Genomic DNA, 23,696 nt, shown 5'->3' with positions numbered 1-23,696 from the left:
GCGCCCGGCCTTTGCATTTAGGAGGCTTTGTTGGTGGCGAGGTCGTATTTCTTCTCGACCTTGGCACCTTGGCCACCAGCGGCTGTTTGCTGCCAGTAGGTCAGGGTCAGTTCGCGGAAGTTGAACGAGAATTGTTCGTTGATCAACGCGCCCTGACCGCCGCCCGAACCGGTCTGATACGACGACACCAGCACGTCCTTCATGGCAAACTGGAAATACACCATCGCCTTGTCGCCGGTGGCCTTGCGCACATACAGCGTGGCATCCGGGATGTGTTTGCCGGTGGCGCAAGCGATCATCAGTTCGGGCGAGGCTTTGCAGATCAGCTTGGTGAAATGCATGTCCTGCACCATCGAACGGCCCGCGCCGCCGCCTGCGCCCGACCCCGCGCTGAACGTGCCTTGTTGGGTGACGCCCCAACCATAACTGTCGATGTTCAAATGTTCTTTGAACTGGTCATCGGTGGATTCACCATTGATCCCGCCGCCAACCTTCAGAAAAATGTCTGTTCCGGCCATCTGTACTCTCCTTTAAATGTAACTTTAGCTGTCGGGGCAGCCACTATGCGTATTTGGTCCCCCGGCCGCGACTTATTTGCCGGACGGCAGCTTGGAGACCAGGCTCATCCCGATATCCATGCCTTCCAGCTGGTAGTGCGGACGAAGGAAAAATCTGCCGACATAGTAGCCGGGGTTTTCTTCATCCGCGATCACTTCCACCTTGGCCGCCGCCAAAGGCATCAGTGCCTTTTCTCGTTCCGAGGCGGTGGATGGGTTGCCGTGAACATACTGGTTGATCCAGTTTTGCAGCTCTTTTTCCAGCTGCGCCTGTTCGCGGTTTGAACCGACCATGTCCCGCACCATGCACTTCAGGTAATGGCTGAAGCGCGAAATCGCGAAGATATACGGGATGCGCGCAGACAGATTGTCCGAGGCCGTGGCCTCTTCGCTCTGGTATTTCTTCGGTCGGTACAACGATTGCGCGCCCAAGAATGCGGCGCGGTCGGTGTTCTTGCGGTGAATCAAGGGCATGATCCCCGATTTGGAAAGCTCGCCTTCGCGGCGGTCGCTGATCGCAAACTCGGTCGGGCATTTCATATCGGTGGAGCCATCGCCGGTATCGAAATTATGCACCGGCAGCGCGGTAATCTCGCCACCCGAGGTCACACCGCGAATTTGCACCGTCCAGCCATATTCTTTATGCGCGCGGTTGATGTTGACCGCCATCGCATGGGCGGCGTTCATCCAAGCGTATTGCTTGCCTTCATGGCCGTCCGTGGTTTCTTCAAAATTGAACTCTTCCACCGGCTCGCCATTCTGGCCGTAAGGCGCGCGTGCCAAGACCCGCGGCATCGCCAGCGCGATATAGCGCGAGTTTTCCGAGTCGCGCAGCGAGTTCCAACCGGCATAATCCGGTGTGTCGAACACCGTCGACAGATCGCGCGGATTGCCCAACTCGTTCCAGCTGTCCATCCCCATCAGGGTTGGCGCGGGCGAGGTGATGAAGGGTGCATGGGCGGCGGCGGCAATCTTGCCCAGATCGCGCAGCAGGCGCACGTCGCTGGAGGAATGGTCGAACGCAAAGTCACCGACCAGCGCCCCAAACGGTTGGCCGCCCAACTGGCCAAATTCAGCCTCGTAGATCTTCTTGAACAGCGGGCTTTGGTCCCATTTGGCCCCCGGATAGCCGCGCAGTTCTTTGTCCAGCTCGGTCTTCGAGATGTTCATCACTTGCAGCTTTAGTGTCGCATCCGACTCGGTGTTGTTCACCGTGTAAGCCAAGCCACGCCACGCGCTTTCCAGCTTTTGATAGTCGGCGTTGTGGATGATCTCGTTGACCTGCTGCGACAGCTTTTCGTCGATCTTGGCCAGCATCTTGTCGATGGTGTCCAGAATGTCGTCGGTGATCACCGTCTCATCGGCCAAAGCCTCACGCACCAGCGTGCCGACGGCATTTTCAACCTCTCGCGCGGCGACATCGCTGCGCGGTTTGAAGTTTTGCTTCAGGATCGCCGAGAATTCATCCAGCTCATGCAGGGCGCCACCGGCTCCGCCGTCTTGTTGCAGTTCAGTTGCCATGTCGGTTTCCTAAAAAATATCTTGTATAATTGGCAGCCTGCAACGGCGGCCATGCAGGATTATTCTTCGCCTTCGGGCTTGGCGGCGGCGCGCCGTTCATCTAACGCCGCCATCAGCGCAGGGTCAGCCAGCAACTGCTTCAACTGCTCTTGGGCGCCGGACTTGCCGTTCATATAGCGGGCAAGGTTCGCCAGTTGCTGACGGGCTTCCAGCAGTTTGTTCAACGCAGGCACTTGCCGCGCAATCTCACCGGGGCTGAGATCGGCCATTTTCTTGAAGTTCAGGTTGACCGAAAGCTTGCCGCCTTGTTCAGCGTCCAGTTTGTTGTCGACGTTGATCGCCAAACCGGGCGATACGCTTTCCATGTAGTCATCCAGCGTGTCCGAGGTTACAGCGGTAAATTCACGGTCGGCAACGGGGGGCTTTTCAACCTTGCTGGCGTTGCCCGACAGGTCCGACATGATGCCCATCACGAAGGGCAGTTCGACCTGTTTGTTTGCTTCAATCGGATCGGCGTAGGAAATCTGCACACGCGGCGGACGGTTGCGTTTGATGAAGCCGGTGGCTGAATCGGAAGAGGCCATCACAATTCTCCTGTTCTAAATACAAAAAGAAAAGCCGCACCAGCGCTACAAGTCAACAGATTTCAATTCTGCGCCAGAACCGGCATTTGGTCAAAGGAAACGGAGGTCAGTCAGGCAAAATTCAGACGAAATCAGGAAGGCGGAATCAATTCGCGCACCAGCGCGTGGAAATCTTTAGACAGCATATTTCGGGCTTTGAATAGTAGGATTGGAATCGGGCTGGCCGGTTCACGCATGCGGTAGAAATCTTCGATCTGTTTCAGGATTTGCCCAGCATGGTCACGGCTAACGACCTCGGGGGCAGGCAGATCATTTTCATCGGGCGTTGAGAAATCATCCGACGAGATATTCGCCTGCCCCGACAGTTCGCGCATCCGCGCCATCGAAATCGCAAAGCCCGTCTCGGTGCCAAAGCTGATTGAGGCATAACCCGCGGAGTTCTCAAGCAAAGCATCCAAAGCTTCCACCAAGGGCCGCCCGATCAACAGCCGCGATTGTGTCACCAGAACCAAGGCCAAAGACGCGGGTTCGGTGGTGGCAAAATACCGCTCTACCGCTTGCAAAAGCTGGTAGGCTGCACGGTGGTTCGGCACCTCAGCTGTGCCTGTTTGCACTGTGATCGTGGTGGTAGCACCCGGCGCACTTGCTGTGACAGCCGCGCCTTCGGCACCCTCAACCACCGGGGCCGCCTCTGCCCGCAGATCGCCACGCGCGGAAACCACCATCATCAGAATATCGGCCAGCTTATCGTCCAGCCGATCCAGCTTGGGCGAGAACGGCGGCGTGCTGGATTGGCAGAGCTGAATGATGGTTTTGAGCGCCCCCCGCAGGCCCGTCAACTGCTCATACAGCGCATCGACAGTCTTGGCGTTTTCAGAAGAACTCAGCGCTCCGGTGATGCTGCCAACGTCGCCCGGTTGCTCAGCTTCTCGCGTTGGAATTTTGCCCGAGGCGGTGCCGTAGCCACGATAGATAATGTCGCCAACCCGCTTGTCGGTTAGCAAAATCGCATAGTCCAGCGGCGCGGTGATGGTGGCCAGCGCGTTCAGCTCCTCAATCGCATTCTGCCGGTCCACGGGGTCCACCGGATGCACATCGCCGGGATAAGCCTCAATCAGCCCTGCAAAACCCATCACCGCATCGGCAAAGCCTTTGAAGCGGCCCGCAAGGATTTGAAATTTTGCCTCAAGCCCCAGCAGGCGCAAATCGCGGCTGCGTTTCAGCAGCGCATCCAGCTGCGCCGACTCGGCCTTTTGATCGACAGATTTCGCATCAAACAGCGTGCCGCGCACCATGTTGAAGTAACTGGTGGGCAGGCGGTCTTCGACGTTGAAGTAATAGTCGCAATACTCCGGGTCATCGAGCGCAAGCAGGTCTTCACCGCAGGGCGCGTCCGGGGAGATCGGCTTGATCAGATCATCCAGCCGCATCCGGAAAGATTACTTGCGGTTCGCAGCAACGCGCACGGGCTGCGGTTTTGGCAAAGCGGCCAGCAGGCCAATGCCCATTAGTCCAGTGCCAAGAAGAAGGGTGATCAATGCGGCAGTCATTGTCGGTCCTTTTGCAAAACTTATATGAAGGCTAGCGCCGCGCTGCGGCATGGTCAACCGCCGTTTTTCGGGGTGGCGGACTTCACCGCTGCGTCATAAGCATCCGAGAAATAAGCCAAAAACACATCCAACATGCCGTTTTCATAGGGATGTGTCTTGGCATCCCAGCGTTCGACAAACAATTCCCAAGCCCGCGCTTTCTTGGATGACATGATTCCACCCGTGGAGCGTTCTTCAATCGACTCAGGCGAAAGGTCTTCCAACAACCGCGCCAGCGCGGGCTGCATCGCGGCGTAAACGGCGGTTTGGTGGCGTTTCACATCGTCAAAGCCTTGGCTAAACGCTGCCACCGCCCCCAGATAGCTCTCAGTCTTTTGCGCGAACATCGTGGTCAGCGCTTCGGTCGCGTTCGGCTTGAATTTCAGCGGCGAGTTGTTGATCCCGCCGATCATCGTCCGGCTAGAACTTTTCACAAACTGCTTTGCAGCCGCCCGCGCACCCAACAGCGCCATCATCTGCTCGGTGGCGATGCGTAAAGATTTGCCAATCTCTTCGCCAAGTTGCGTGACATCCACCTTCGAAAGACTGCCCGCAGGCAACCCCGCGCCTTTGCAGATCGCGTCCAGCAGCGGCAAAGCCTCGGCCGGGGTCTCGACCTGTGCGGGAAGGGGCCGCAGCGGAAACGGTTCAGAGGCGGGAGGGGTCGGCAGAGGCGCACTTACCACCGGGGGCGGCGTTGTTACCGCTTGCGGCAAAGGGCTGGCGAGTGGGGCAATCGGCACATCCTGCGGTGGCGTGGTTGGCACAAAACTGGCGGGCCGCGGATTTTCGACGAAACTGTCACCAAACTGCCCCGCCAGAGCCTGCGAGGGCCGTGTCGGCGGCGGCAAGGGCGTGGTCGAGAATTGCGGCATCGGCGAGGGGCTTGGCGCAAGGCTCCATGGATCTGACACAGGTGCGGTCAGCGGCGGTGGCGCAAACCCAGCGGCAGGGTCCACCACCAACACCCGGATGATATATTGCCCCACCTGCAAGCGTTCATTGTGGGTCAAAGCCAAGGGCGATGACACCCGCATCGACGCGCCGTAGATAAACGTGCCATTGGTGGAAATGTCGTTCAACCAGAACTGACCATCACGAAACGTCACCTCGAAGTGCCGGCTTGAAATATGGCGGTTCGGATCGGGCAAAGTCCAATCCATCGCGGAATCGCGGCCCACTTCAAAGCCGCGCGCCAGGGCCGAAAACTCCAGCGGGCCACCGTCCGGCAGGCTATCCAAATTCTCAATCCGCAGGATCAGTTTCATTGGGGGGCATTTCCAAGAGGTAAGACATTAAGATAGGCGGCTTACACGGTTTTTGCCAGCACCTCGGCCATCCCAACGTAATGATCCAGCATCCGCCGCCGCTTGTCTTGTGGCACCCGCGCCAGTGCCGTCAACACCCCCGCATTCAACGCCCGCCCAATCGCAAACATCGGAACCAGTGCGGGCGGCAAACCTTCTGGTGCCATCGAGCCCGAAGCCCAGCCCACCGCCAGCGCCAGCCAAGCCCCCGGCCCCCGCACAGCGACATGCAGCCCTGCATCCAAAGCGCGGTAGCGGTTGGGCTCGGTCGGTTCCGCCACCCAAGCCTCGCAAAGCGCCAACATCTCACGGTCCTGATCGGTCAGCAGCTCGGGGGCTGCCTTGAGACATTCATGCCCCCACCACACCGCAGGCCGTGGCTGCAAGGCAAAGGCCATCAGTGAGATTGCCTCCTCCGGCGTCTCGCCCAAGCGCAGGCGGCGGCAAAAGTCGAACACATGCTCGCCTTCGCCCGGTCTTGCCACAATATCATCCGCCATCTCCGGCATGGTGCCGAACAGCTGACGCGCCAGTTGTACCCGCAGACCCGGTGCGGGGGCGATGCTGACGGGCGGCGTGGTGTCAGATGCGCTGCCCATCAATTGATCGTCACCAGAACGCCTTTGATCACCATCATCGCCCCCCCGTCATGCGTGGCCATCGCGCCCGCTTTGGTTTTCAACTCGGCGGTGGCTTCAACCTCCACCGTCAAGGCTTTGATCTTGATCGAGGTTTGATCAATCGTGATGCTGGATGACCCGACCTTCAACTCGATCTTCTCTTTTGATTCAATCGACAGGCTGCCCTTCACCTTATGGGTTTCAGCGCCGCTGACCGAGGTAGACATATCGCCGCCAACCGAAGACGAAGAACTGCCGCCGACGCTTTCGCTTTTGCTGGCGTCGATCTTCAGAGTTTGCTTGCCGTGGGTGGTGGATTTGTCGTCGTGCATCACATCCCGCGTCATATCCCGCTGCGCACGGATGTAGATTTCTTCCTTGCCTTCGGTGTCATAGAAAAAAAGCTGGTTGTTGCGCACGGTCTTAAAGCCGCTGGTCAGGTGGTTGTCCGGCATCTGCGGGCGATTTTTCTGGTTCCAGACACAGCCTGTCACCAAGGGCCGATCTGGGTCACCATCGAGAAACTCAACAATCACTTCCATGTCGACATGCGGGATAAAGATGGTTCCCCATTCATCTTGGCCCCAGATCTGCGAGACGCGGCAATACATCGATACATCGTCAGGTGCCCAGAAGAACTTAACCTTGATGCGGCCAAATTCGTCAATGTCGCCCTCTGCCCCGGTGACCACCACCGCCGTCTGCGGACCCAGCACGCGCGGTGGCCGGGTCAACCGCTGCGGTGCAATCGGGTTGGCGCTGCGGGTCAGCATGTAAGAGCCCTGATAGGCGGTGTCCGACGCCGTGCTTCCCGAGCGGAAGCTGCCATTCGAGACGAAATGCTGCGCCGCGAGCACCGCATATTCGTCCAATTGTCCTTCATCGGAATGGGCCGAAAGCGGAAACTTCATACCAGCACCCAGACTTGCGGCATTGCCCTGCGCGCGCACGGACGCCATGCCCCCGCGGTGCCCATCCAGTTGGCGCTGGGCCAGCGGCGTGCCCTCGGCGGGTTTGAGATAGCCACCCGGATAGCCAAAACTCTCCAAATTGGCACCGACAAAGCCACGCAGATCTTCGCGGCTGACTTCCAAATTCATCGCGGGGGTTTTGAAATTGTAATCGACCAAGCGCACTGAACCTGTGGTCAACTGCCGATGCGGTGACCAAGCCTCAAAATGCTCGGGCGTGGCATCGCCCCGGTTGCCCAAAGGGCTGAACGCGCGTGGCGCGGCCGGGGCATCGCTGAACGCATCCGCGCCAGTGGTCAGCACCAAAGTATGCCGGGTTTTCTCCATCTGAAAATGGTAGTTGATCCCGAAACGCTCCATCAGCCGACACAGAAACTCCATGTCGGATTCGCCATATTGCACCACATATTCCATTTCGGGGAAGCTGCCGTCGGTCAGGTCGATAAAGCCCGCCACCTCGGAATTGCCATATTCATCGACGATCTTCCGGATCACGTCGATGACGTTTTGCTCGTGGAAAATCCGGTAGTTGATCCGCCGTGACAACTGCCAGAACCACGGGCGCAGTTCGAATTCGTAGATGTGGTTCAAGCCTTCGGGGCCGAGATAGCGGATCGCATCCACCATCTGGTGAAAATCGCGCACATTGCCCAACGGGGTGACAACCTCGATCGCAATGGCTTCGCCCAGCAAGGGTTCGATTTCTGAAATCGGTTTGGCGGACAGGGCCTTGACGCGAAACTGACTGATCGCGTTCACCGCCTCGCTGCCAGAAAACTCAACCAGCACCAAGTCGTTCGCCGGCAACGGCGTGAACATCCGACCGATGCGATTGTCTTGGGAAAAGGTCGTGGGCATCTGGATATCGCTTTCAACAAAAACGGGCAGGCTGGGGAAAATAACCCCGGATACCTGCAACTTTACATCAAGCCGCTACAATCTGGCAAGAAAAGCCGCGCTCGCGCCCGGTCAGTTCTCCAGCCGGAAATAGGCAAAGCTGAGCGTCGGTTTCATGCCGGCTTTCTCTAACTGCTTTTCCAGAAACGGCATCAGCGACTGCGCCGTCACCCCCGCAGGCACCTTATCCAGCGCCGGTAACGGCTTGTCCGTCACCATCGCCAGCAGAATCTGCGGCGCGGGCGGGGCGTTTGCCTCTAGCGTCAGGTTGAACTCAAAACTGGCGGTACCATCGCTGCCCATCGTGGTCCAAGGCTTGAGATTGGTCGCGCCGCCGCCTTCCGAGAAGATGAACAGTGCGAAATTTCGCCCCTCCAGCCCTTCGACTTTTCCGCTGACATTGGCGCCACTTTTCACCACCTCACCCGTCGTCTGCATCACCACCGCCAGCGGATCGACATCCGGCGCGGGGTAGCGGGTGGCAAATTCAATCAGCGGGCATTGGGCTGCGTTGATCGCGTGGATAGCAAGGTTGGGTGTGGTCTGCGTCGCGGCCTGCCAGTCTTTCGCAAAGCTGGCCAAAGCCGCCGGGTCCGCCGTATAGCCATCCAGCCCAAAGCCTGTGGCCTTGGCATCTTTCAATGTCACCAAAGCACACAGCGGCGGCTTAAGTCCGGCAAAATAGGCCAACTGAGCCGTCAACGGATCGGCGTTCGCCGCCGCTTCTTCAGCGGCCTTCTTGGCAGCCGCCTCATCCGCCAGTTTCTGGGCTGCAGCGGCTTCCTCGGCAGCCTTCTGCGCCGCAGCCTCAGCCGCGGCAGCCTCAGCCTCGGCTGCCTGCTTTGCCGCCGCCTCATCCGCTGCCTGTTTCGCCGCCGCTTCCTTCGCCAGCCGTTGCGCCTCGGCTTCAGCCGCCCGCGTAGCGGCTGCCTCATCCGCCGCTTTTTGCGCCGCCGCTTCCTCGGCCAGCTTCTGTGCCGCTGCCGCATCTGCGGCCTGTTTAGCGGCGGCTTCATCCGCAGCCTGCTTGGCCGCTGCATCCGCCTCGGCCTTTTGTGCCGCTGCCGCATCCGCCGCTTTCTGCTCCGCCGCCTGCTCGGCCGCTTTCTGCTGCGCCGCCAGTTTTGCGGCCGCCTCATCAGCGGCTTTTTGTGCGGCAAGCTCGTCCGCCGCCTTCTGTGCCGCTGCATCTAGCTCGGCCTGCTTGGCCGCATCCTCTGCGGCTTTGGCATCCGCAGCAGCCTTGAGAGCCGCCGTATCCTCGGCTGCCTTGGTCGCTGCGGCATCTGCTGCCGCTTTTGCCTCGGCTGCGGCCCGTTCAGCGGCGGCTTTATCTTCTGCTTCAGCCTTCACCCGCGCCTCGGCTTCTGCCTGACTTTCGCCCGCCACAGGCACCACTGTGCTGTCAAATATCCCGCCGAAATACGCCCCCGCAGCCCCACCGCCCAATGCCAGCAGCGCCAACACCGCGATCAAACCGCTTTTGTTGTTCTTGACCACCAGCGGCTCGACCTGCACAGGCCGTGCGACCGCCGCCACGCCCGGCGCACCAAACGGGCTGACATCTTCGCTTTCCGGAGCCTGCGTCACAGCCGCGATCACCGTGGCCCCAACCGGAGCCGAGGTTTTCACCGCCACAGGTGCCACCGATACCGAAGCCACCGAAACCGCAGCTTCAATGGGTGCTGCAGGCACCAGCTTCGGCTGTTGGATCGGCAAAGCCCCGCCAATCACTGTGCGGTTCGGATCAGGTGCTTTCGGCGCAGGCGCAGCGATCTGCGGCACCAAAGCCGGATTGTCCACCGCTGCCATCACCTTCGCCATGCTGTCAGGCCGCAAAGCCGGATCAGGCTGCAACATCCAACTGAGCAGCGGCACCAAGCCTTCATCCACCCCGGTTAAATCCGGCACGCCAGAACGCTTGCCGACCGCATCGACAATCGACGCACCCATCGGCAACACTTCACCCTTGCTCGCCGCCGCCGTCACCAAAGCCAGTGAGTATATATCCGACCGCCCATCCACGGTGCCGCCAAACGCCCCCAACTGCTCGGGCGACACCCAGTTGAACTTGCCAGCAAACTGCCCCTGAAGCAGTGTGCCCGCCCCCAAAGCGGTGGATTTCGCGATGCCAAAGTCGATCAGCTTGGCGTGTTCAACATGGCCGTCTTCCAAAATCACATTGTCCGGCGACAGATCGCGATGCACCACCCCGGCCCGATGCGCCTTGTCCAACCCCGAGGCCACCCGCCGCAGCATCACCCGCACATCTTCAACGGGCATCGGCCCTTGCTCAATGCGGTCCGACATCGAAGTGCCAGAGACAAATTCCATCACCATGCAAGGCCGCCCGATGGTCGGATCGACGGTGAACACATGATAGCGCACAATCGCCTCGTGGCTCAGCCGCGACAGCGTGGTGCTTTCCTTCTGGAACAAAGCCACGATCTTTGGATCATGCGCCAACGATGGCAGTACGATCTTGATCGCCACAGGCTCGTCATTGTGGATATTCCGGCCCCGGTAAACCTCGCCCATACCGCCCGAGTTGATCAGCTTTTCAATCTCGTACGTGCCCATGATCAAGGTGCCGGAAGCCACCGTGGTCGCATGATTGGGGCCCGTGTTCGGCGTGTCGCTCATTGCCATGCCCTCGCGGCGACCTTCACCACCACCACCGTCACATTATCCTTTGCCCCGCGCTGCAAGGTCAGTTCTATCAGCGCATCGCAGGCGGCTTGCGGCGCAAAGCGGGTCAAAGCCTCGGCCATCTCATGGTCTTCGACATGCTCGGTCAGCCCATCTGAACACAGCAGGAACACATCGCCATTCGCCAGCCCACCCGAACGCTCATCGGTCTGCGGCGATGCATGCACCCCAATCGCCCGCGTGATCACATTGCGGCGCGGCCAAGTCAGCGCCTGCTCCGCCGTGATCGCGCCAGTGCGCAACAGCTCATTCACCTCGGTATGATCCACCGTGACCTGCGTATACTGCCCCGCGCGCAGCAGATAAATCCGGCTGTCGCCCGACCACACACAAGCAAAATGCTGATCAAACGCCAGCAGCGCCACCAAGGTCGCGCCCACCGTGGCCCCGTTCAACAGCGCCGATTGATCTTGGATCAACTGATGCGCCCGCAGCAACCGATCCATAAACCGCGCTTGCAGATCGGGCGCGGAAACCGGGCGGCCCAAAGACCCCACACTTTCCACAATCGTCCGACTGGCAAAATCGCCCGCGTGATGCCCGCCCATGCCATCGGCCACCACCCAAACCCCGGCTTCGGGCAGTGTCAGATAACTGTCTTCATTATGATCGCGCACGCGGCCCGTATCGGTCGCGGCCCCGGTCTCGAATTGAAATGGAGCCTCGATCATCGACCCACCCATTTGAAACAATCTTGCCCAACGGGCTGAATATATCCCGGCAGCTTAGGCGGAAATCTGTGCATCTGCCTAGCCATTCTCGGCATAGCCCCGCAAAAACCACGCGATCACATGGCCCGAGGGCAAACCCTCGCCCGCCCAAACCTGAGAATGGCCGACGTCGGCGCCCGCGAGCCACCAATAACTGCGGTTGTGGCTGGCGCGGTGGTGATCGGTGATTGCAATATCCTCCAACAACCCAACCACATCTGCACCGGGCCTAGCGGCCCAAAACGCTGGCGGGCCAGCGGGCATCGCGGCAGGGCAGGGGAGCGAAAAACCGTTCAGTTCGGCGGCCTCACCCGCGAGCAATTCCACCAATTTTGCCTCAATGCCTGCGTGCCAATCCTGCGCCGGATCAATCACTGGGCAAGGTGGGCACTCCGCCGCAAACCCGGCGATCAGCAACGGATACCGCCGCCCGACCTTATCGGCACTTGGGCTTAAAACCCCGGCCACGGTCTCACCCCAAACGCTCGGCCCAATCCAAAATCGCAAGGGTCGCGCTGATCCCCAAACCGTTTCCCACTCCACATCCAAACTATGCCGCGCCTCGGCTAAAGCTGCATCCAGCCAGCCCTCCAACCCAGTCTGAACCGGCAAACCGCCGCCGATGAAATCCCCCTTCGACGGATGTTTGCCATAGAGTGCCAGCATCTAAAGCCCCCCCCTCTACAGACCAGTTGGGCAGCGAAACTCGCGCAATTCCGCCATGTTGAACGGGTTGACCAGAGCATTGACCCGGATTTCATAGGTGATGTTGCGCCCGCCGATCACATAATCCACCTGCATCACATCGCCGATCTGGCGTGGATTGCCGTCACGAATGAACTGCAACAGCGCCCACGGCCCCTGATACATGATCTGGCTTTCGCGGTTGTTCATCTCGGGCAACAACTGCACCAAAGTGTTCCCCGCGCCCCCCGGCCACGTCACCGTCACCGGCGTATTGCCAGCCTTGCGCATCTGGATCGGCTGATCATCAATCACCAGAATCGATTGCTTGATCCGGTCATGCGCGGTGATCTGGTTCACCGTCACATCCAGCTTGACGACCGGAGATCGCCCCGGAAAAAACGCATCCCGGATCGCCGCCGCCTTCTGAAACTGCCGCAGGCTTTGCAAGCTTAGCTTCTTCGCCAGCGGGCTATCGTCCCGCCATGTCCAATCCCCCGCGCCCATATTGGCGTGGATCGCCAGATTGGCATTGAAGAACCGGTCCAGCACGCCATCGGGGGCAAACAACTGCGCAAACTCCGAAAGCGGCACCTGCCTGCCTGGGCTTTTGCTGAACGGATAGCGCCCGTCGACAATGCCTTCGCACACCGCCGTCACCTGCGAGGTCAGATCCGCGTTGATCTGCGCCACCGCGGTTGAGGCCGCATCGCCCTCAAAATTATCCACCGCCTCGCCGACCATCCGCGCCAATTCCGGCGGCAAACGGCTGGCCGCCGTCTTCAACTGCCCAATCAGCGCCGGTATCTGTGCATTGGCTTCCGCCTGATTGAACCCAGCCGCGATGACCAAGCCCTGCTGGATCGCCCCCAATGAGTTCAGCAAAGCATCAATCGGCCGCATCCCCGGCGTGCCCTCCAACAGGGCGTGATATTCCGCAAACTGCGCCTCAATATCCGCCCCCGGTATCGTCGGCCCAGCGCCCGCCGCCGCCCCCGCACGTTTCTGCGATTTCCCCGCCGCCAGCGCGATATCAAGGCCGATCCGCTGCAAGCCACTGGTCCGGCTGGCGATCATCTGCGTCACATCGCTGCCCGCTTGGCTGATCGCCCCGGCCACAGCCCCTGCATCCGCCGAGGCCTGATCTGCCACGCCCTCTGGCACCAACGGTTGCGTCAGCTTGGTTTCCGCCGAAATCCCCTCGACCAGCTTCAAAATCGGCGAAGTGGTGGGCGAAGATGCCGCCGACAACGCCAGATAAGCCGGCTTGTCCGCTGCCATCGGCGCGAGTTTGATGTTCGACAAAACCGCATCCCAAGCCGCCAGATAATCCTCGCGGTAGCGCGCCAGCAATTGCGGGCCCAGTCGCGACAACTGCTCATCCACCTTCGCCGCCGCCGCCTGTTCTCCCATAACCCATTGTTCGGTTTCAAGCTTATGCGCAACCGCCGCCAACTGCTCTAGGAAAAAATCATTGAACCCGGCATAGGTATAAAGTGCCGGCACCGTCAGCGTGCCAAGGTCCGAGCCATCCGCCGTCTCAAACACCAGCCGCGCATCCGGCCCCGCGCGTTCCACCACGTTGAAATCCGGCAGCCCTGATACGGGCGCAGTCGCCACGATCAAAGAATACGCCTGATCCGCCACCGACATCCGCGCCAAAATCACTTCCGCCTTGGCGACCAGATCGGCGTTCAATTCCACCGTTGGGGCGGTGGTATCGTCTAACTCCAGCATTGCCGCCAGATGCTTGTTCAACATATCCCGCGCCGGTTCTTCGTTGATGCCGGGGAACAACACCTGCTCCCAATCATCATGGAACCATGTTTTCACCAAATCATCCTGCGGCGCAGGCGCAGCCCCGCCCAGCAACTTATACACCTTTAACGTCTCATAAATCGGGATCGGCTCATTCGCCAAAACGAACTGCTGCAACTGGCCTTCGACCCGCAACACCAACCGAGGCCGCAACAACCGCTCTAGCGCCTGCGCATAAGAATCCCGCGCCGCCTGCCGGATCGCGCCCTGCTGCGACAACCCAAAGCCACGCGTCCAATCGCCCTCGGGTTCCTCGGGCGACTCGAAGCCCGACGGCATCGTGCGCAACAGCTTCAACTCATTGCTGATGCGCAGAAAATCGGTGTCCTTCACCTCAATCGCCTGCAAATCCTCCGTCGCGGCCAACTCGTAATCTGCCATCGCCGCCTGCGCCGAGGCCACCAGCGTGCGGTTGTTCAGATAGCTATAGCCCCAAGCCGCCAGGATGCCAGCCGAGGCCAAAAACATCGCCGTGGTCAGCCCGATTCGCAGCACAGACGCCCGCCGCACCGCCTTGCGATCATAGGAAACCCAGCCCTGTTCGCCGAAAATCACCTTGGTCAACAAGTCATGCAGGAAGAAACTTTTGCCCCTGCCCGACAGTTGCGCCTGCACGCCAAGGCTCCGGCTCATCGCGCCCAAAACCTGATCAATCGGCGTGCCTTCTTGCGTGCCAGAGGTGAAATAGAACCCGCGCAGAATGGCCGAAGTCTTATACCGCGTCGGCTCAAACACCTGCCGCAGGAACGATTCCACCTCGTCCTTCAACATCGCCATCTGTCCCGGCAACCCGAAAATCGCGATCCGGTTCACGCCATCGGGTTCTTCCGACAACCGATCAATCACCTCGTCCGACAGACGCGCCACCAGCGCATCAAACTCGGTGCCAACCCGATCAAAGGTCTGCTCTTTGCGGTTTTCGGTCTGGAATGTCGCACCCCAAACCTTCTTCCGCCGCCCCGCTGCGAAAGATGCGAAATACTCACGAAATCCCGCGATCAGATCGGCCTTGGTGAACATCACATAAACCGGGAAATCCACCTTCAGCGTCTCGTGAATCTCGCCCAACCGCGCCCGGATCGTCTCGGCATGGGCGGTGATCTTATCTGGCCCCGCGTTCATCAGATCGGCCACCGAAATCGCCAAAATCACCCCGTTGATCGGCTGCTTGGGTCGGTTTTTCTTCAACAGGTTCAGGAACGCCGTCCACGAGGCCTTATCCGTGCCCTCATCACTGTCCTGCGTGGTATAGCGCCCCGCCGTGTCGATCATCACGGCGTCTTCGGCGAACCACCAATCGCAATAGCGCGTGCCGCCAAAACCCTGCAATCCGCCCTGTTGACCCGACAAAGGAAACTTGATCTCGCTGTTCACCAGCGCCGTGGTTTTCCCCGAACCGGGCGGCCCGATGATCACATACCAAGGCATATCATACAGATAAGTCTTTGAATTTCCTGATTTCTTCAGCGTGCTCAAAGCTGCCGTCATTCGGCTGGCCAATTCGCGCCCATCGCCCGCAGGCGAATCGACCACAATCGCCTTTTCCAGTGCCGCACTGCCCTTGCGCCGCCGCAAAAGGGCTACCAGCCCCCAGACCAGCAGCACCAGCGCCAGCAATCCAATGATCAGCGCTCGCACCCAGACCGGATCAAACGGATGCGCCTCGCCAAAGCCAATCAGCGGCCCTGCGAACCAGACCACCGCAGAGAACGCCAGAAACCCGATCAAAATCAGCGTCAACTTTAGCCATTTCATTGCAAAGTCTCTTCCCGCTTGATCATAATCTCAACCCGACGGTTGGCTGCGCGCCCCTCATCGGTGGCATTGTCGCCAATTGGCTCGGCCTCGCCCTTGCCCTCAACCTCAAAGCGGCTGGGGTCGGTCATGCCCACAGCAAGCACCTTTTGCACCGCTTCGGCGCGTGCCTGCGACAGATCGTGGTTGTTCTTGAACCGCCCGCGCCCCGACATCGGCACGTTATCGGTGTAACCCCAGACGAGCACCGGCCCCGGTTCCTTATCCAAAGCCGCCGTTATCCGCGCCGCCAAGTCATTGAATTCTGGTTTGGTTTCCGCCTTGCCACTGGCAAACAGCGTTGCGTTGCTGACGCGGACAAAGATGAAATCACCCTTGATATCGACCGCCACCAAGCCGCTGGCAATGTCGTCCTTCATCTTCTGTTGTAGCCGATCCAACTGGCTGCTTTCGCTGACAGGCACCACCTCTAACGGCGTAAACGCCACCGCACGTACCAGCGAAATCTTCGAAGTCGGCGTCAGAGACAGCAACCGCTGCGACACCACAGAGCCTTCCTGCGCGATCAGTGTCGACAGGCCAAAGTAAGCCCCCATCAGCACCACCCCCAGCACCGATCCGATCACCCAAAGCGGCGTTCCCCCAAACCGCCGCCGCCCACCGACCATAACCGGCTGCCAGCGCGGCGAAATATCATCGTCGGGGCGGTTCTGCACCCGGCGCAGGCTGTCGTAAATCATCCCCCGCACCCGTGCCAATTCCACAGCACCATTCAGGGCCGAGCGATATTGCCCCTCAAACCCAAGGCTGAGGCAGGTCATCGCCAATTCCAAAAGCTGGAAGTTCTGCGCCGGGGCTTGCAACGCCTTCTCAACCTCTTGAAAGAACCCCACGCCCGAGGTGCGCCGGTTGAAGAACCGCGCCACCATTGAATATTGAATCCACAAATGCCGATCGGTGCCGGGGATATTCTGCACGATATCATCCGCCGTGCCGCACAGCAGATACTTCGCCACCTGCGTCTGATGCGCGTCCACGCCGCCTTTCAGGCAATTCTCCTCAAACCCTTCAATCTCGCGGGTGACGTATTCCATCAACGGAACCGCCTCCATCTCGACCATCTGAGTCCGCAAGCGCCCGAACAAGATCAACAGATTGGCCGCTGCTGCCAACATCGGGCTTTTCGGCCCACCCGCCCCCAGCCCCTTCGCCACCAACGCGCGACGCAGATCAATCTTCGGCCCGGTATTGGCGTAATTTGTGGGCTGAGCCGTCGAGGTATCCGGGAAAAACTGATCCGGCTGCGCAAACGCCCCCGCCACCGGCCGCGGCGCAGGCTGCCCACCAAACGGTTGCCCACCAAAGCCAGGGCCATTCACCCCCGGATGCGCAGATGCGGGCGGGATTGGTGCAAAACCACCCTGACCGCCACCAGCGGGCGCAGGCGCAGGCACACCCCAAGCATCCGCTTCCCCCGAAAACCCCGGCGACGCCGCAGGCGGCATCCCGCCCTGCGGCCCAAACCCGCCCGGCCCAAACGCCCCGCCCGCCCCCGGCAACGCACCACCGATCACCGTGCGCTCATTCGGGCTGACCGGCCTTTTGCCCCCCGGCATCGGGCTCACCCCACCCGGCAACGGCTGTGGCATCCCCATCCCGCCAATGACGGTCTTGTCTTTGCCATCGCCGCTGCCGCTCATGCTTTAGTCTCCATGATGGCCCACAACTCCATCTTCAGATCAGGCCAATCCCCGGCGAAATGCATCCCGATCGCGGGCGCGGTCGAAAACTCCCGCCACAGCGGCGAGTTCTTCTCCAGAATGAAATACACATTGCGCGATACCGCGCGGATCTGCCGGGGCGGCGTCGGAATATGGATCAACTCGATCCCCGGCAGGTTGTTGTTCACAATCTCGGACATCCGGGTGTTCGGCCCGACCTTGCAAAGCAGAGGAAACTGCTGCTGCACCAGGGTCAAAGCCCGCGAACTCTCCACCTCCACCACAAACGTCGCATCGCGGAACAAATTCCGATCCGGCACCTGCGCCAGATAGGAATTCTGCCGCACCTGCACCAAATCCAACCGCGTCGCCCGGCCCACATCGCGGCTCAGCAACCGCTGAATATCGCGCACCACAGGCTCGACCGAGCCCTTCAGATCGGCATGGTCATAGGCGTCATAGGGCGGCGCCAAGCGCTTATCCTGATCAAACGTCCACAACTCCCCCGAGAACCGCAGCAACTCTTCATACAGCCGCTCTGGATGCACATAGCGCGATTGCCGAAAGTGCCGCAACACGTTGATCTGCCTATTTAAACACAGCAACATGAAGTAATCCGCCGCCTGCAACCCGCCCGCCGCCGACGGGTCCGCCGCATAGCGCGCCAGAGACTCCAGCTTGGTTTCCACCCAACCAATCACCCGGTCCAGCCAGCCCAAAGCCACGCCATGCGCCGAGATCGTCAGCAACGGCGGCGGAAACGCGTCGTCCAAAATCACCACATTGTCGCGCACTTCCACGATCCGCGCGATCTTGATGCACTGATAGCCGGGCTTCGCGGTGGCGCGAATGTCCAACTCCAGCCGAGGTGAAGCGACCTCAATCTGCTGCTCCAACCGCAACGCAGACGCCGAATCCGCCACCGTCTCGGCCCCCAAAACATAGCGAGAGCCCGCCTCGGCCTCCATCGCCACTTCGCGGCCGTTCATCACCTGATCGGGCAGCGTCAGCCAAACCCCCAACCCATCCGACCCGGCAGGCACCTCAACCGCGCGCGGCAAAGGCGAAATCCCCGGCGCTTCAAACGGCGTGCCATCCGGAAAAATCCCCACCACCGAGGCCAATTCAATTCGCCCCTGCTGCAAACGGTCGCGATTGACCCGCATCTCCTCGATGCCCCAAGGATAGGGCGAGACATGCCGCACCCGCGCCTCGATCAGCTTTTCCACATAGCGGTCACTTTGCTGCAAATGGTGCGGCTGCAAGAACAGCCCTTCCTTCCACGCAACCTTGCTAAACCAAGACATGCAAACCTCAATCCATCAAACATCAGGCCGGGGTGGCGTTTTGGCCCACAATAGCGCGTCTAAATCTGCCACCTAGAAAAAACAGCGGCGGTATAAAGCAAAATCTACTTCCAGTTTGCAGCGCCCGTCCCGCCGGATCAAGCCCGAGATTGCCATATCGGTTTTGCACCTTAAGCTGGCGCGAAAGCTGGCCCGGCCTTCCCTCCACAACAAGGCGCTGGTATACAACGGTATGCAAATGACCCTGACCGAGATTTACGAGGCCGAAGTTGCCACAGGCCGCCTGCGCGCAGACCCTGCACAACTGGCGCTGCTGCCGCAGATGGAAGACTTGCGGGTCTGGCTGGAAGCCAATGCCACCCGCAAAGTTGGCCTGTTCGCAGGCCTGTTCGCCAAGCCGGTGACGCCACCGAAGGGGCTTTATCTGTGGGGCGGGGTCGGGCGCGGCAAGTCGATGCTGATGGATTTGTTCTGCACCCATCTTAACATCACGCAGAAACGCCGGGTGCATTTCCACGCCTTCATGCAAGACATCCACCATGCCATGCATGAGGCCCGCAAGCAGGGCGTTGACGATGCCTTAGCCCCTGTGGCCGAGGCGATCATCCGCGATGTGCGGCTGCTGGCGTTTGACGAAATGCAAATCACCGATATCACCGATGCGATGATCGTCGGCCGCTTGTTCGAGAAACTGCTGGCGGCGGGGGTGGTGATCGTCACCACCTCGAATCGCCCGCCCGAGGATCTGTACAAGGACGGGCTAAGCCGCGCCTTGTTCCTGCCCTTCATCGCCATGTTGCGGGAACGGCTGGAGGTGTCAGAGATTGCCTCGCCCAACGACTACCGCCAGCACCGCCTGACCGGGGCGCAGGTGTATTTCCACCCCGCAGGCAAAGCGAAAACCGAGATCAACGCGATTTGGCGCGATCTGACCGGGGGGGCTGCTGGCGAACCGCTGCGCCTGCCCGTCAATGGCCGCGAGACGGTCTTGCCGCGCTTTGCCAATGGCATCGGGCGGGCGAATTTTTGGGAACTCTGCGCCAAACCGCTCGGCCCTGCCGATTTTCTCGCCATCGCCACTGCCGTTCGCGTGCTGATCCTGGAGGACATCCCGCAGCTTTCCGCCAGCAACTACAACGAGGCCAAGCGCTTCGTCATCTTGATTGATGCTTTATACGAGGCGAAAACCAAACTGATCTGCTCGGCGGCAGATGAACCCGAACGCCTTTACATCGAAGGCTCCGGCAGCTTTGAGTTCGAGCGCACCGCCAGCCGTCTGCGCGAAATGCAAGCCGCAGATTGGGGACAATAAGACCAGTCGCTGCGCGCTGGGCCAACGAATCCGGGGGTTTCACCCCCCCCGGCTCAACAGACAAACGAGCCGCAAACGTTAAATCTTCGTTAAAGCGACTGTGTCAACTAACTGATATATATCAATAAAATTTGGTCCCGAGTTGGGACCATCAACCAAAAGCCTGCCACAACAACCGCATGGCCATCCCGGTCGAGGTCACCACCAGCAAAGGCTTGATCAACCGCGCCCCGATCCGCATCGCAAGCCTTGCCCCCAAAGCCGCCCCGGCGACCTGACCCACAGCCATCGCAAGGCCGACGCCCCACCACATCGCCCCACTCCAAGCAAACACCGCGAGCGAGCCGATATTGGACGCAAAGTTCAGCATCTTGGTGTGCGCCGTTGCCTTCAAAACCCCAAACCCCGCCAGCATCACAAAGGCCAGCATGAAGAAACTGCCCGTCCCCGGCCCGAAGAAGCCATCATAGCCAGCAATCAATGGCACTGCCGTGAAGGTGAACACCGCAGGCTTGATCCGTTCGACCCGATCCAGATCGCTCAACCCCGGCTTGAACGCAAAGAACAAGGCCACCGCGACCAGCACCACCGGCATGATCACCCGCAGCACCTCGGCAGGCATCAGATGCGCCACCAGCGCGCCCATGCCTCCGGCCATGGCAGCGAGCGCCGCCATCCCCAACTGATCGAGCGGCTTGACGTGCCCCGCCCGCGCATAGGCCAGCACCGCCGTACCGGCACCAAAGCTGCCCTGTAGTTTATTGGTGGCCAAAGCCTCAATCGGCGACGCCCCCGACAGCAGCAGCGCAGGGACCGAGATCAGCCCGCCTCCGCCTGCGATGGCATCGACAAACCCCGCGACAAAAGCAGCGCAGACGAGCAACAGGGTCAGATGCGTGGCGATCTCAAACACCGCGCACCTCAAAGCGTTTGGAAATCCGACCGACGCGGCGGCCATCTTTCAACTGATATTCTGGATCACTGGCGTAATCGACAAACCCGCGGCGGCTGTAATAGCCTAAGCCTGCCACGTTATCGCCCCTTATCGTCGCGTTAATTGCCTGCAAGCCCTGCGCCCGTGCCACCGCCAAAGTTGCGGTAAACAGCGCAGCCCCTGCGCCAGTGCGCTGCCGATCCGGGTTCACATAGCTGCCAATATCGCCCCAACCTTCCGGCAAAGCGGCATGGCGACCCATCGACTGAAAACCGATCAAGCCAAAGTCATCCTCGGCCAGATGGCAACAGATCACCCCATCGCCGCTGATATAATGCGTATCGACATAGGCTGCATCATGTTCAACCTCATGCGCGGTGGTGCCGCCGATGCGGATAATTCGGTTCTGCAAAGCTGACATTGCAACGGCATCTTGCGGGGTCGCCTGCCTGATACTCATTGCACGAACTCCTCACGGGCGTAGCCCTGAAGATACAACAGCGCCGTCAGATCGCCGTGATTTACCCGCAGATCGCATTGCGCGGCAACGGCGGGCTTCGCGTGCAAGGCCACGCCCGCGCCAGCCAGCCCCAGCATCCCCAGATCATTCGCGCCATCTCCAACCGCCATCGCATCGGCGGGGGTAATCCGCAGCCGAGCCGCAATCTCCTCCAGCGCCGTCACTTTTGCCGCCCGCCCCAAGATCGGCTCTGCCACTTGGCCCGTCAGCTTGTTGTTCTCGACCAGCAGGATATTGGCGCGGTTTTCGTCAAACCCCAGCATCCCGGCGATCGCCGAGGTGAAGGCGGTGAACCCGCCGGAGACCAGAGCGGCATAAGCACCATTGGCTTTCATCGTCGCGAGCAGCACCGGCCCACCCGGCATCAATGTGATACGATCGCGCACCACTTCCGCAATCACCGTCACGGGCAGTCCCTTCAACAAGCCAACCCGCTCGCGCAGCGCATCCTCGAAATCCAGCTCGCCATTCATCGCCCGCGCGGTGATCTCGGCGACATAGGCCCCGACGCCAGCCTCATCCGCCAATTCGTCAATACATTCCTGCTGGATCATCGTGCTGTCCATATCTGCGATCAGCAGTTTTTTCCGCCGACCCGCCGCAGGTTGCACCACCAGATCAACGCCCATGCCTTGCAAGCCCTGCCACACATCCCAACGATTGGCGGGCATCGTTTCAACCGCAAACTCCGCCGCCACACCCGGGTCCAGCCAGACCGCATCACCTCCACCCCAAGCATTGCGCAAAGACTCGACCGTCACACGGTCAAGCACAGGGCGATTGGGGTTGGTCAGCAAAGTTGCTACAAACATGATGTTTCCGATAGTGGAGATTTGTGTCGGTTTTTGCAGATGATGCGCCGGAATAGCGCGATTATTTGGCTTGCGCCACCCCGGAGCGGCCAATATGCACGGTGGTGGGACACCCTTCCCCAACGAAGGGCATTTATCTGTGAGGATACCATGGCTGATCTACACGCCCCGGCGACGCGTCCGGAAAACCCGCGTTTTTCTTCTGGCCCTTGTGCCAAAATCCCCGGTTATAGCCTTGATATGCTTGGTGATGCGCCGTTGGGCCGCTCGCACCGTGCCGCTGTTGGCAAGGCCAAGCTGAAACAGGCGATTGACCTCACCCGTGAGATTCTGAATGTCCCCGCCGATTACCGCATCGGCATTGTCCCCGGTTCGGATACCGGTGCGGTCGAGATGGCGATGTGGTCGCTGCTGGGTGCGCGACCAGTTGAGATGCTGGCTTGGGAGAGCTTTGGCGAAGGCTGGGTGACCGATGTGGTCAAGCAGTTGAAGCTGGATGCAAAAGTGAAGGTCGCGCCTTACGGGCAGATCGTGGATTTTGCCACCGTCGATTTTAACTCCGATGTAGTCTTCACGTGGAATGGCACCACCTCGGGTTGCCGCCTGCCAAACGCCGATGCGATCCCCGCCGACCGTCAGGGCCTGACCATCTGCGACGCCACTTCTGCCGCCTTTGCGATGGATCTGGATTGGGCCAAGCTGGATGTGACCACCTTTAGCTGGCAGAAAGTGCTGGGTGGCGAAGGCGCGCATGGCATGATCATCCTGTCGCCCCGCGCGGTGGAACGGCTGGAAAGCTACACCCCCGCATGGCCGCTGCCGAAGATTTTCCGCATGACCAGCAAGGGCAAAATCATCGAAGGCATCTTTGTGGGTGAGACGATCAACACCCCGTCGATGCTGGCAGTCGAAGATTACCTCGTATCGCTGAAATGGGCGCAGTCGGTCGGCGGTCTAGCCGGGCTGGTTGGTCGCGCCACAGCCAATGCGCAAGTGGTTTGGGAATTCTGTGCCGCGAACCCTTGGCTGCAAAATCTGGCCGAAACCCCGGCGATTGCTTCCACAACCAGCGTTTGCCTGAAATTTAACGATCCACGCATCAAGGATGGCGAGGCATTTGCCAAGGCTGTGGCGAAGAGGCTAGAACAAGCCAAGGTTGCCTATGATATCGGCGCCTATCGCGATGCGCCGGCAGGCCTGCGGATCTGGTGCGGCTCGACAATCGAAACCGCCGATGTGACGGCCCTGATGCCGTGGGTCGCCCATGCGTTCCATGCGGAAATCGCCGCACAAGTTTGATCGGGATGGCGGGATAAATCCCGCCCTACCCATATCCGTAGGGCGGGGTTCACCCCGCCATCCCCACAA

The 23,696-nt window shown here is 60.1% G+C and carries 18 protein-coding genes; 2 read left to right on the top strand and 16 right to left on the bottom strand.

Annotation, left to right across the window (positions count from 1 at the left end):
* Positions 1-17: 17 nt before the first annotated feature.
* From Q7V03_RS13600 to tssK, 13 genes are all read right to left on the bottom strand, one after another.
* Positions 18-518, bottom strand: a complete 501-nt coding sequence (locus Q7V03_RS13600) for a type VI secretion system tube protein Hcp (RefSeq protein WP_304926132.1) — start codon at positions 516-518, stop codon at positions 18-20.
* Positions 519-590: 72 nt separating this feature from the next.
* Entirely contained in the window at positions 591-2,078 is a 1,488-nt protein-coding gene (gene tssC / locus Q7V03_RS13595; RefSeq protein ID WP_304926131.1) for a type VI secretion system contractile sheath large subunit, read from the bottom strand.
* Positions 2,079-2,137: 59 nt separating this feature from the next.
* Positions 2,138-2,662, bottom strand: a complete 525-nt coding sequence (tssB, locus tag Q7V03_RS13590) for a type VI secretion system contractile sheath small subunit (protein WP_054008451.1) — start codon at positions 2,660-2,662, stop codon at positions 2,138-2,140.
* A 131-nt stretch (positions 2,663-2,793) separates the two neighbouring features.
* Positions 2,794-4,092: an ImpA family type VI secretion system protein gene (locus tag Q7V03_RS13585; protein WP_304926130.1), complete on the bottom strand. Its 1,299-nt coding sequence runs from the start codon at positions 4,090-4,092 to the stop codon at positions 2,794-2,796.
* 173 nt (positions 4,093-4,265) lie between these two features.
* Complete coding sequence (tagH, locus tag Q7V03_RS13580) at positions 4,266-5,519, bottom strand: type VI secretion system-associated FHA domain protein TagH (RefSeq protein WP_304926129.1); 1,254 nt, start codon at positions 5,517-5,519, stop codon at positions 4,266-4,268.
* A gap of 41 nt (positions 5,520-5,560) precedes the next feature.
* Complete coding sequence (locus Q7V03_RS13575; RefSeq protein ID WP_304926128.1) at positions 5,561-6,157, bottom strand: hypothetical protein; 597 nt, start codon at positions 6,155-6,157, stop codon at positions 5,561-5,563.
* Positions 6,157-8,007, bottom strand: coding sequence for a type VI secretion system Vgr family protein (locus Q7V03_RS13570; RefSeq protein ID WP_304926127.1), 1,851 nt, complete (start codon positions 8,005-8,007; stop codon positions 6,157-6,159). The genes Q7V03_RS13575 and Q7V03_RS13570 overlap by 1 nt, the downstream gene beginning before the upstream one ends.
* Positions 8,008-8,118: 111 nt before the next feature.
* Positions 8,119-10,689, bottom strand: a complete 2,571-nt coding sequence (locus Q7V03_RS13565; RefSeq protein WP_304926126.1) for a serine/threonine-protein kinase — start codon at positions 10,687-10,689, stop codon at positions 8,119-8,121.
* On the bottom strand, positions 10,686-11,426 hold the full coding sequence (locus Q7V03_RS13560) for a PP2C family serine/threonine-protein phosphatase (protein WP_304926125.1): 741 nt from the start codon (positions 11,424-11,426) through the stop codon (positions 10,686-10,688). The genes Q7V03_RS13565 and Q7V03_RS13560 overlap by 4 nt, the downstream gene beginning before the upstream one ends.
* Positions 11,427-11,504: 78 nt before the next feature.
* Complete coding sequence (tagF, locus tag Q7V03_RS13555) at positions 11,505-12,131, bottom strand: type VI secretion system-associated protein TagF (protein WP_304926124.1); 627 nt, start codon at positions 12,129-12,131, stop codon at positions 11,505-11,507.
* A gap of 15 nt (positions 12,132-12,146) precedes the next feature.
* Positions 12,147-15,722 carry a type VI secretion system membrane subunit TssM gene (tssM, locus tag Q7V03_RS13550; protein WP_304926123.1) on the bottom strand — a complete coding sequence of 1,192 codons (3,576 nt, stop codon included), beginning with the start codon at positions 15,720-15,722 and terminating at the stop codon, positions 12,147-12,149.
* The gene (tssL, locus tag Q7V03_RS13545; protein WP_304926122.1) at positions 15,719-17,422 is read right to left on the bottom strand and encodes a type VI secretion system protein TssL, long form; all 1,704 of its coding nucleotides are present in this window, start codon (positions 17,420-17,422) and stop codon (positions 15,719-15,721) included. The genes tssM and tssL overlap by 4 nt, the downstream gene beginning before the upstream one ends.
* Positions 17,419-18,750: a type VI secretion system baseplate subunit TssK gene (gene tssK, locus Q7V03_RS13540; protein WP_304926121.1), complete on the bottom strand. Its 1,332-nt coding sequence runs from the start codon at positions 18,748-18,750 to the stop codon at positions 17,419-17,421. The genes tssL and tssK overlap by 4 nt, the downstream gene beginning before the upstream one ends.
* Before the next feature lie 232 nt (positions 18,751-18,982).
* Here tssK and zapE point away from each other — a divergent pair, with 232 nt between their 5' ends.
* Positions 18,983-20,062, top strand: a complete 1,080-nt coding sequence (zapE, locus tag Q7V03_RS13535; RefSeq protein WP_304926120.1) for a cell division protein ZapE — start codon at positions 18,983-18,985, stop codon at positions 20,060-20,062.
* A 151-nt stretch (positions 20,063-20,213) separates the two neighbouring features.
* Here zapE and Q7V03_RS13530 read toward each other — a convergent pair whose 3' ends face one another.
* Genes Q7V03_RS13530 through serB form a run of 3 tightly spaced genes read right to left on the bottom strand, consistent with a single transcriptional unit; the run spans position 20,214 to position 22,328 of the window.
* A complete protein-coding gene (locus Q7V03_RS13530; RefSeq protein WP_304926119.1) occupies positions 20,214-20,975 on the bottom strand; it encodes a TSUP family transporter in 762 nt (253 codons plus the stop codon).
* Positions 20,968-21,456 (bottom strand): GNAT family N-acetyltransferase, encoded by a 489-nt coding sequence (locus Q7V03_RS13525; RefSeq protein ID WP_304926118.1) that lies wholly within the window; start codon positions 21,454-21,456, stop codon positions 20,968-20,970. The genes Q7V03_RS13530 and Q7V03_RS13525 overlap by 8 nt, the downstream gene beginning before the upstream one ends.
* Positions 21,453-22,328: a phosphoserine phosphatase SerB gene (serB, locus tag Q7V03_RS13520; RefSeq protein ID WP_304926117.1), complete on the bottom strand. Its 876-nt coding sequence runs from the start codon at positions 22,326-22,328 to the stop codon at positions 21,453-21,455. Before serB ends, Q7V03_RS13525 begins: the two co-directional genes overlap by 4 nt.
* A 150-nt stretch (positions 22,329-22,478) precedes the next feature.
* Between serB and Q7V03_RS13515 the strand changes: the two genes are divergently transcribed.
* Entirely contained in the window at positions 22,479-23,627 is a 1,149-nt protein-coding gene (locus Q7V03_RS13515) for a phosphoserine transaminase (protein ID WP_304926116.1), read from the top strand.
* Positions 23,628-23,696: the final 69 nt, after the last annotated feature.

The sequence above is a fragment of the Cypionkella sp. genome, from assembly GCF_030652235.1.
Taxonomy (GTDB): Bacteria; Pseudomonadota; Alphaproteobacteria; order Rhodobacterales; family Rhodobacteraceae; genus Cypionkella.
Note: the sequence above shows the minus strand (reverse complement) of the source record. Positions and strands in the feature narration are given on the sequence as shown.

Bases quoted from the DNA above. Each gene is read 5' to 3' on its own strand.
- tssC (WP_304926131.1), bottom strand. From the start codon at position 2,078: ATGGCAACTGAACTGCAACAAGACGGCGGAGCCGGTGGCGCCCTGCAT.
- Q7V03_RS13525 (WP_304926118.1), bottom strand. From the start codon at position 21,456: ATGAGTATCAGGCAGGCGACCCCGCAAGATGCCGTTGCAATGTCAGCT.
- zapE (WP_304926120.1), top strand. From the start codon at position 18,983: ATGCAAATGACCCTGACCGAGATTTACGAGGCCGAAGTTGCCACAGGC.
- Q7V03_RS13585 (WP_304926130.1), bottom strand. From the start codon at position 4,092: ATGCGGCTGGATGATCTGATCAAGCCGATCTCCCCGGACGCGCCCTGC.
- serB (WP_304926117.1), bottom strand. From the start codon at position 22,328: ATGTTTGTAGCAACTTTGCTGACCAACCCCAATCGCCCTGTGCTTGAC.
- Q7V03_RS13600 (WP_304926132.1), bottom strand. From the start codon at position 518: ATGGCCGGAACAGACATTTTTCTGAAGGTTGGCGGCGGGATCAATGGT.
- tagF (WP_304926124.1), bottom strand. From the start codon at position 12,131: ATGCTGGCACTCTATGGCAAACATCCGTCGAAGGGGGATTTCATCGGC.
- tssM (WP_304926123.1), bottom strand. From the start codon at position 15,722: ATGAAATGGCTAAAGTTGACGCTGATTTTGATCGGGTTTCTGGCGTTC.
- tagH (WP_304926129.1), bottom strand. From the start codon at position 5,519: ATGAAACTGATCCTGCGGATTGAGAATTTGGATAGCCTGCCGGACGGT.
- Q7V03_RS13565 (WP_304926126.1), bottom strand. From the start codon at position 10,689: ATGAGCGACACGCCGAACACGGGCCCCAATCATGCGACCACGGTGGCT.
- tssL (WP_304926122.1), bottom strand. From the start codon at position 17,422: ATGAGCGGCAGCGGCGATGGCAAAGACAAGACCGTCATTGGCGGGATG.
- Q7V03_RS13575 (WP_304926128.1), bottom strand. From the start codon at position 6,157: ATGGGCAGCGCATCTGACACCACGCCGCCCGTCAGCATCGCCCCCGCA.
- Q7V03_RS13560 (WP_304926125.1), bottom strand. From the start codon at position 11,426: ATGATCGAGGCTCCATTTCAATTCGAGACCGGGGCCGCGACCGATACG.
- Q7V03_RS13515 (WP_304926116.1), top strand. From the start codon at position 22,479: ATGGCTGATCTACACGCCCCGGCGACGCGTCCGGAAAACCCGCGTTTT.
- tssK (WP_304926121.1), bottom strand. From the start codon at position 18,750: ATGTCTTGGTTTAGCAAGGTTGCGTGGAAGGAAGGGCTGTTCTTGCAG.
- Q7V03_RS13570 (WP_304926127.1), bottom strand. From the start codon at position 8,007: ATGCCCACGACCTTTTCCCAAGACAATCGCATCGGTCGGATGTTCACG.
- tssB (WP_054008451.1), bottom strand. From the start codon at position 2,662: ATGGCCTCTTCCGATTCAGCCACCGGCTTCATCAAACGCAACCGTCCG.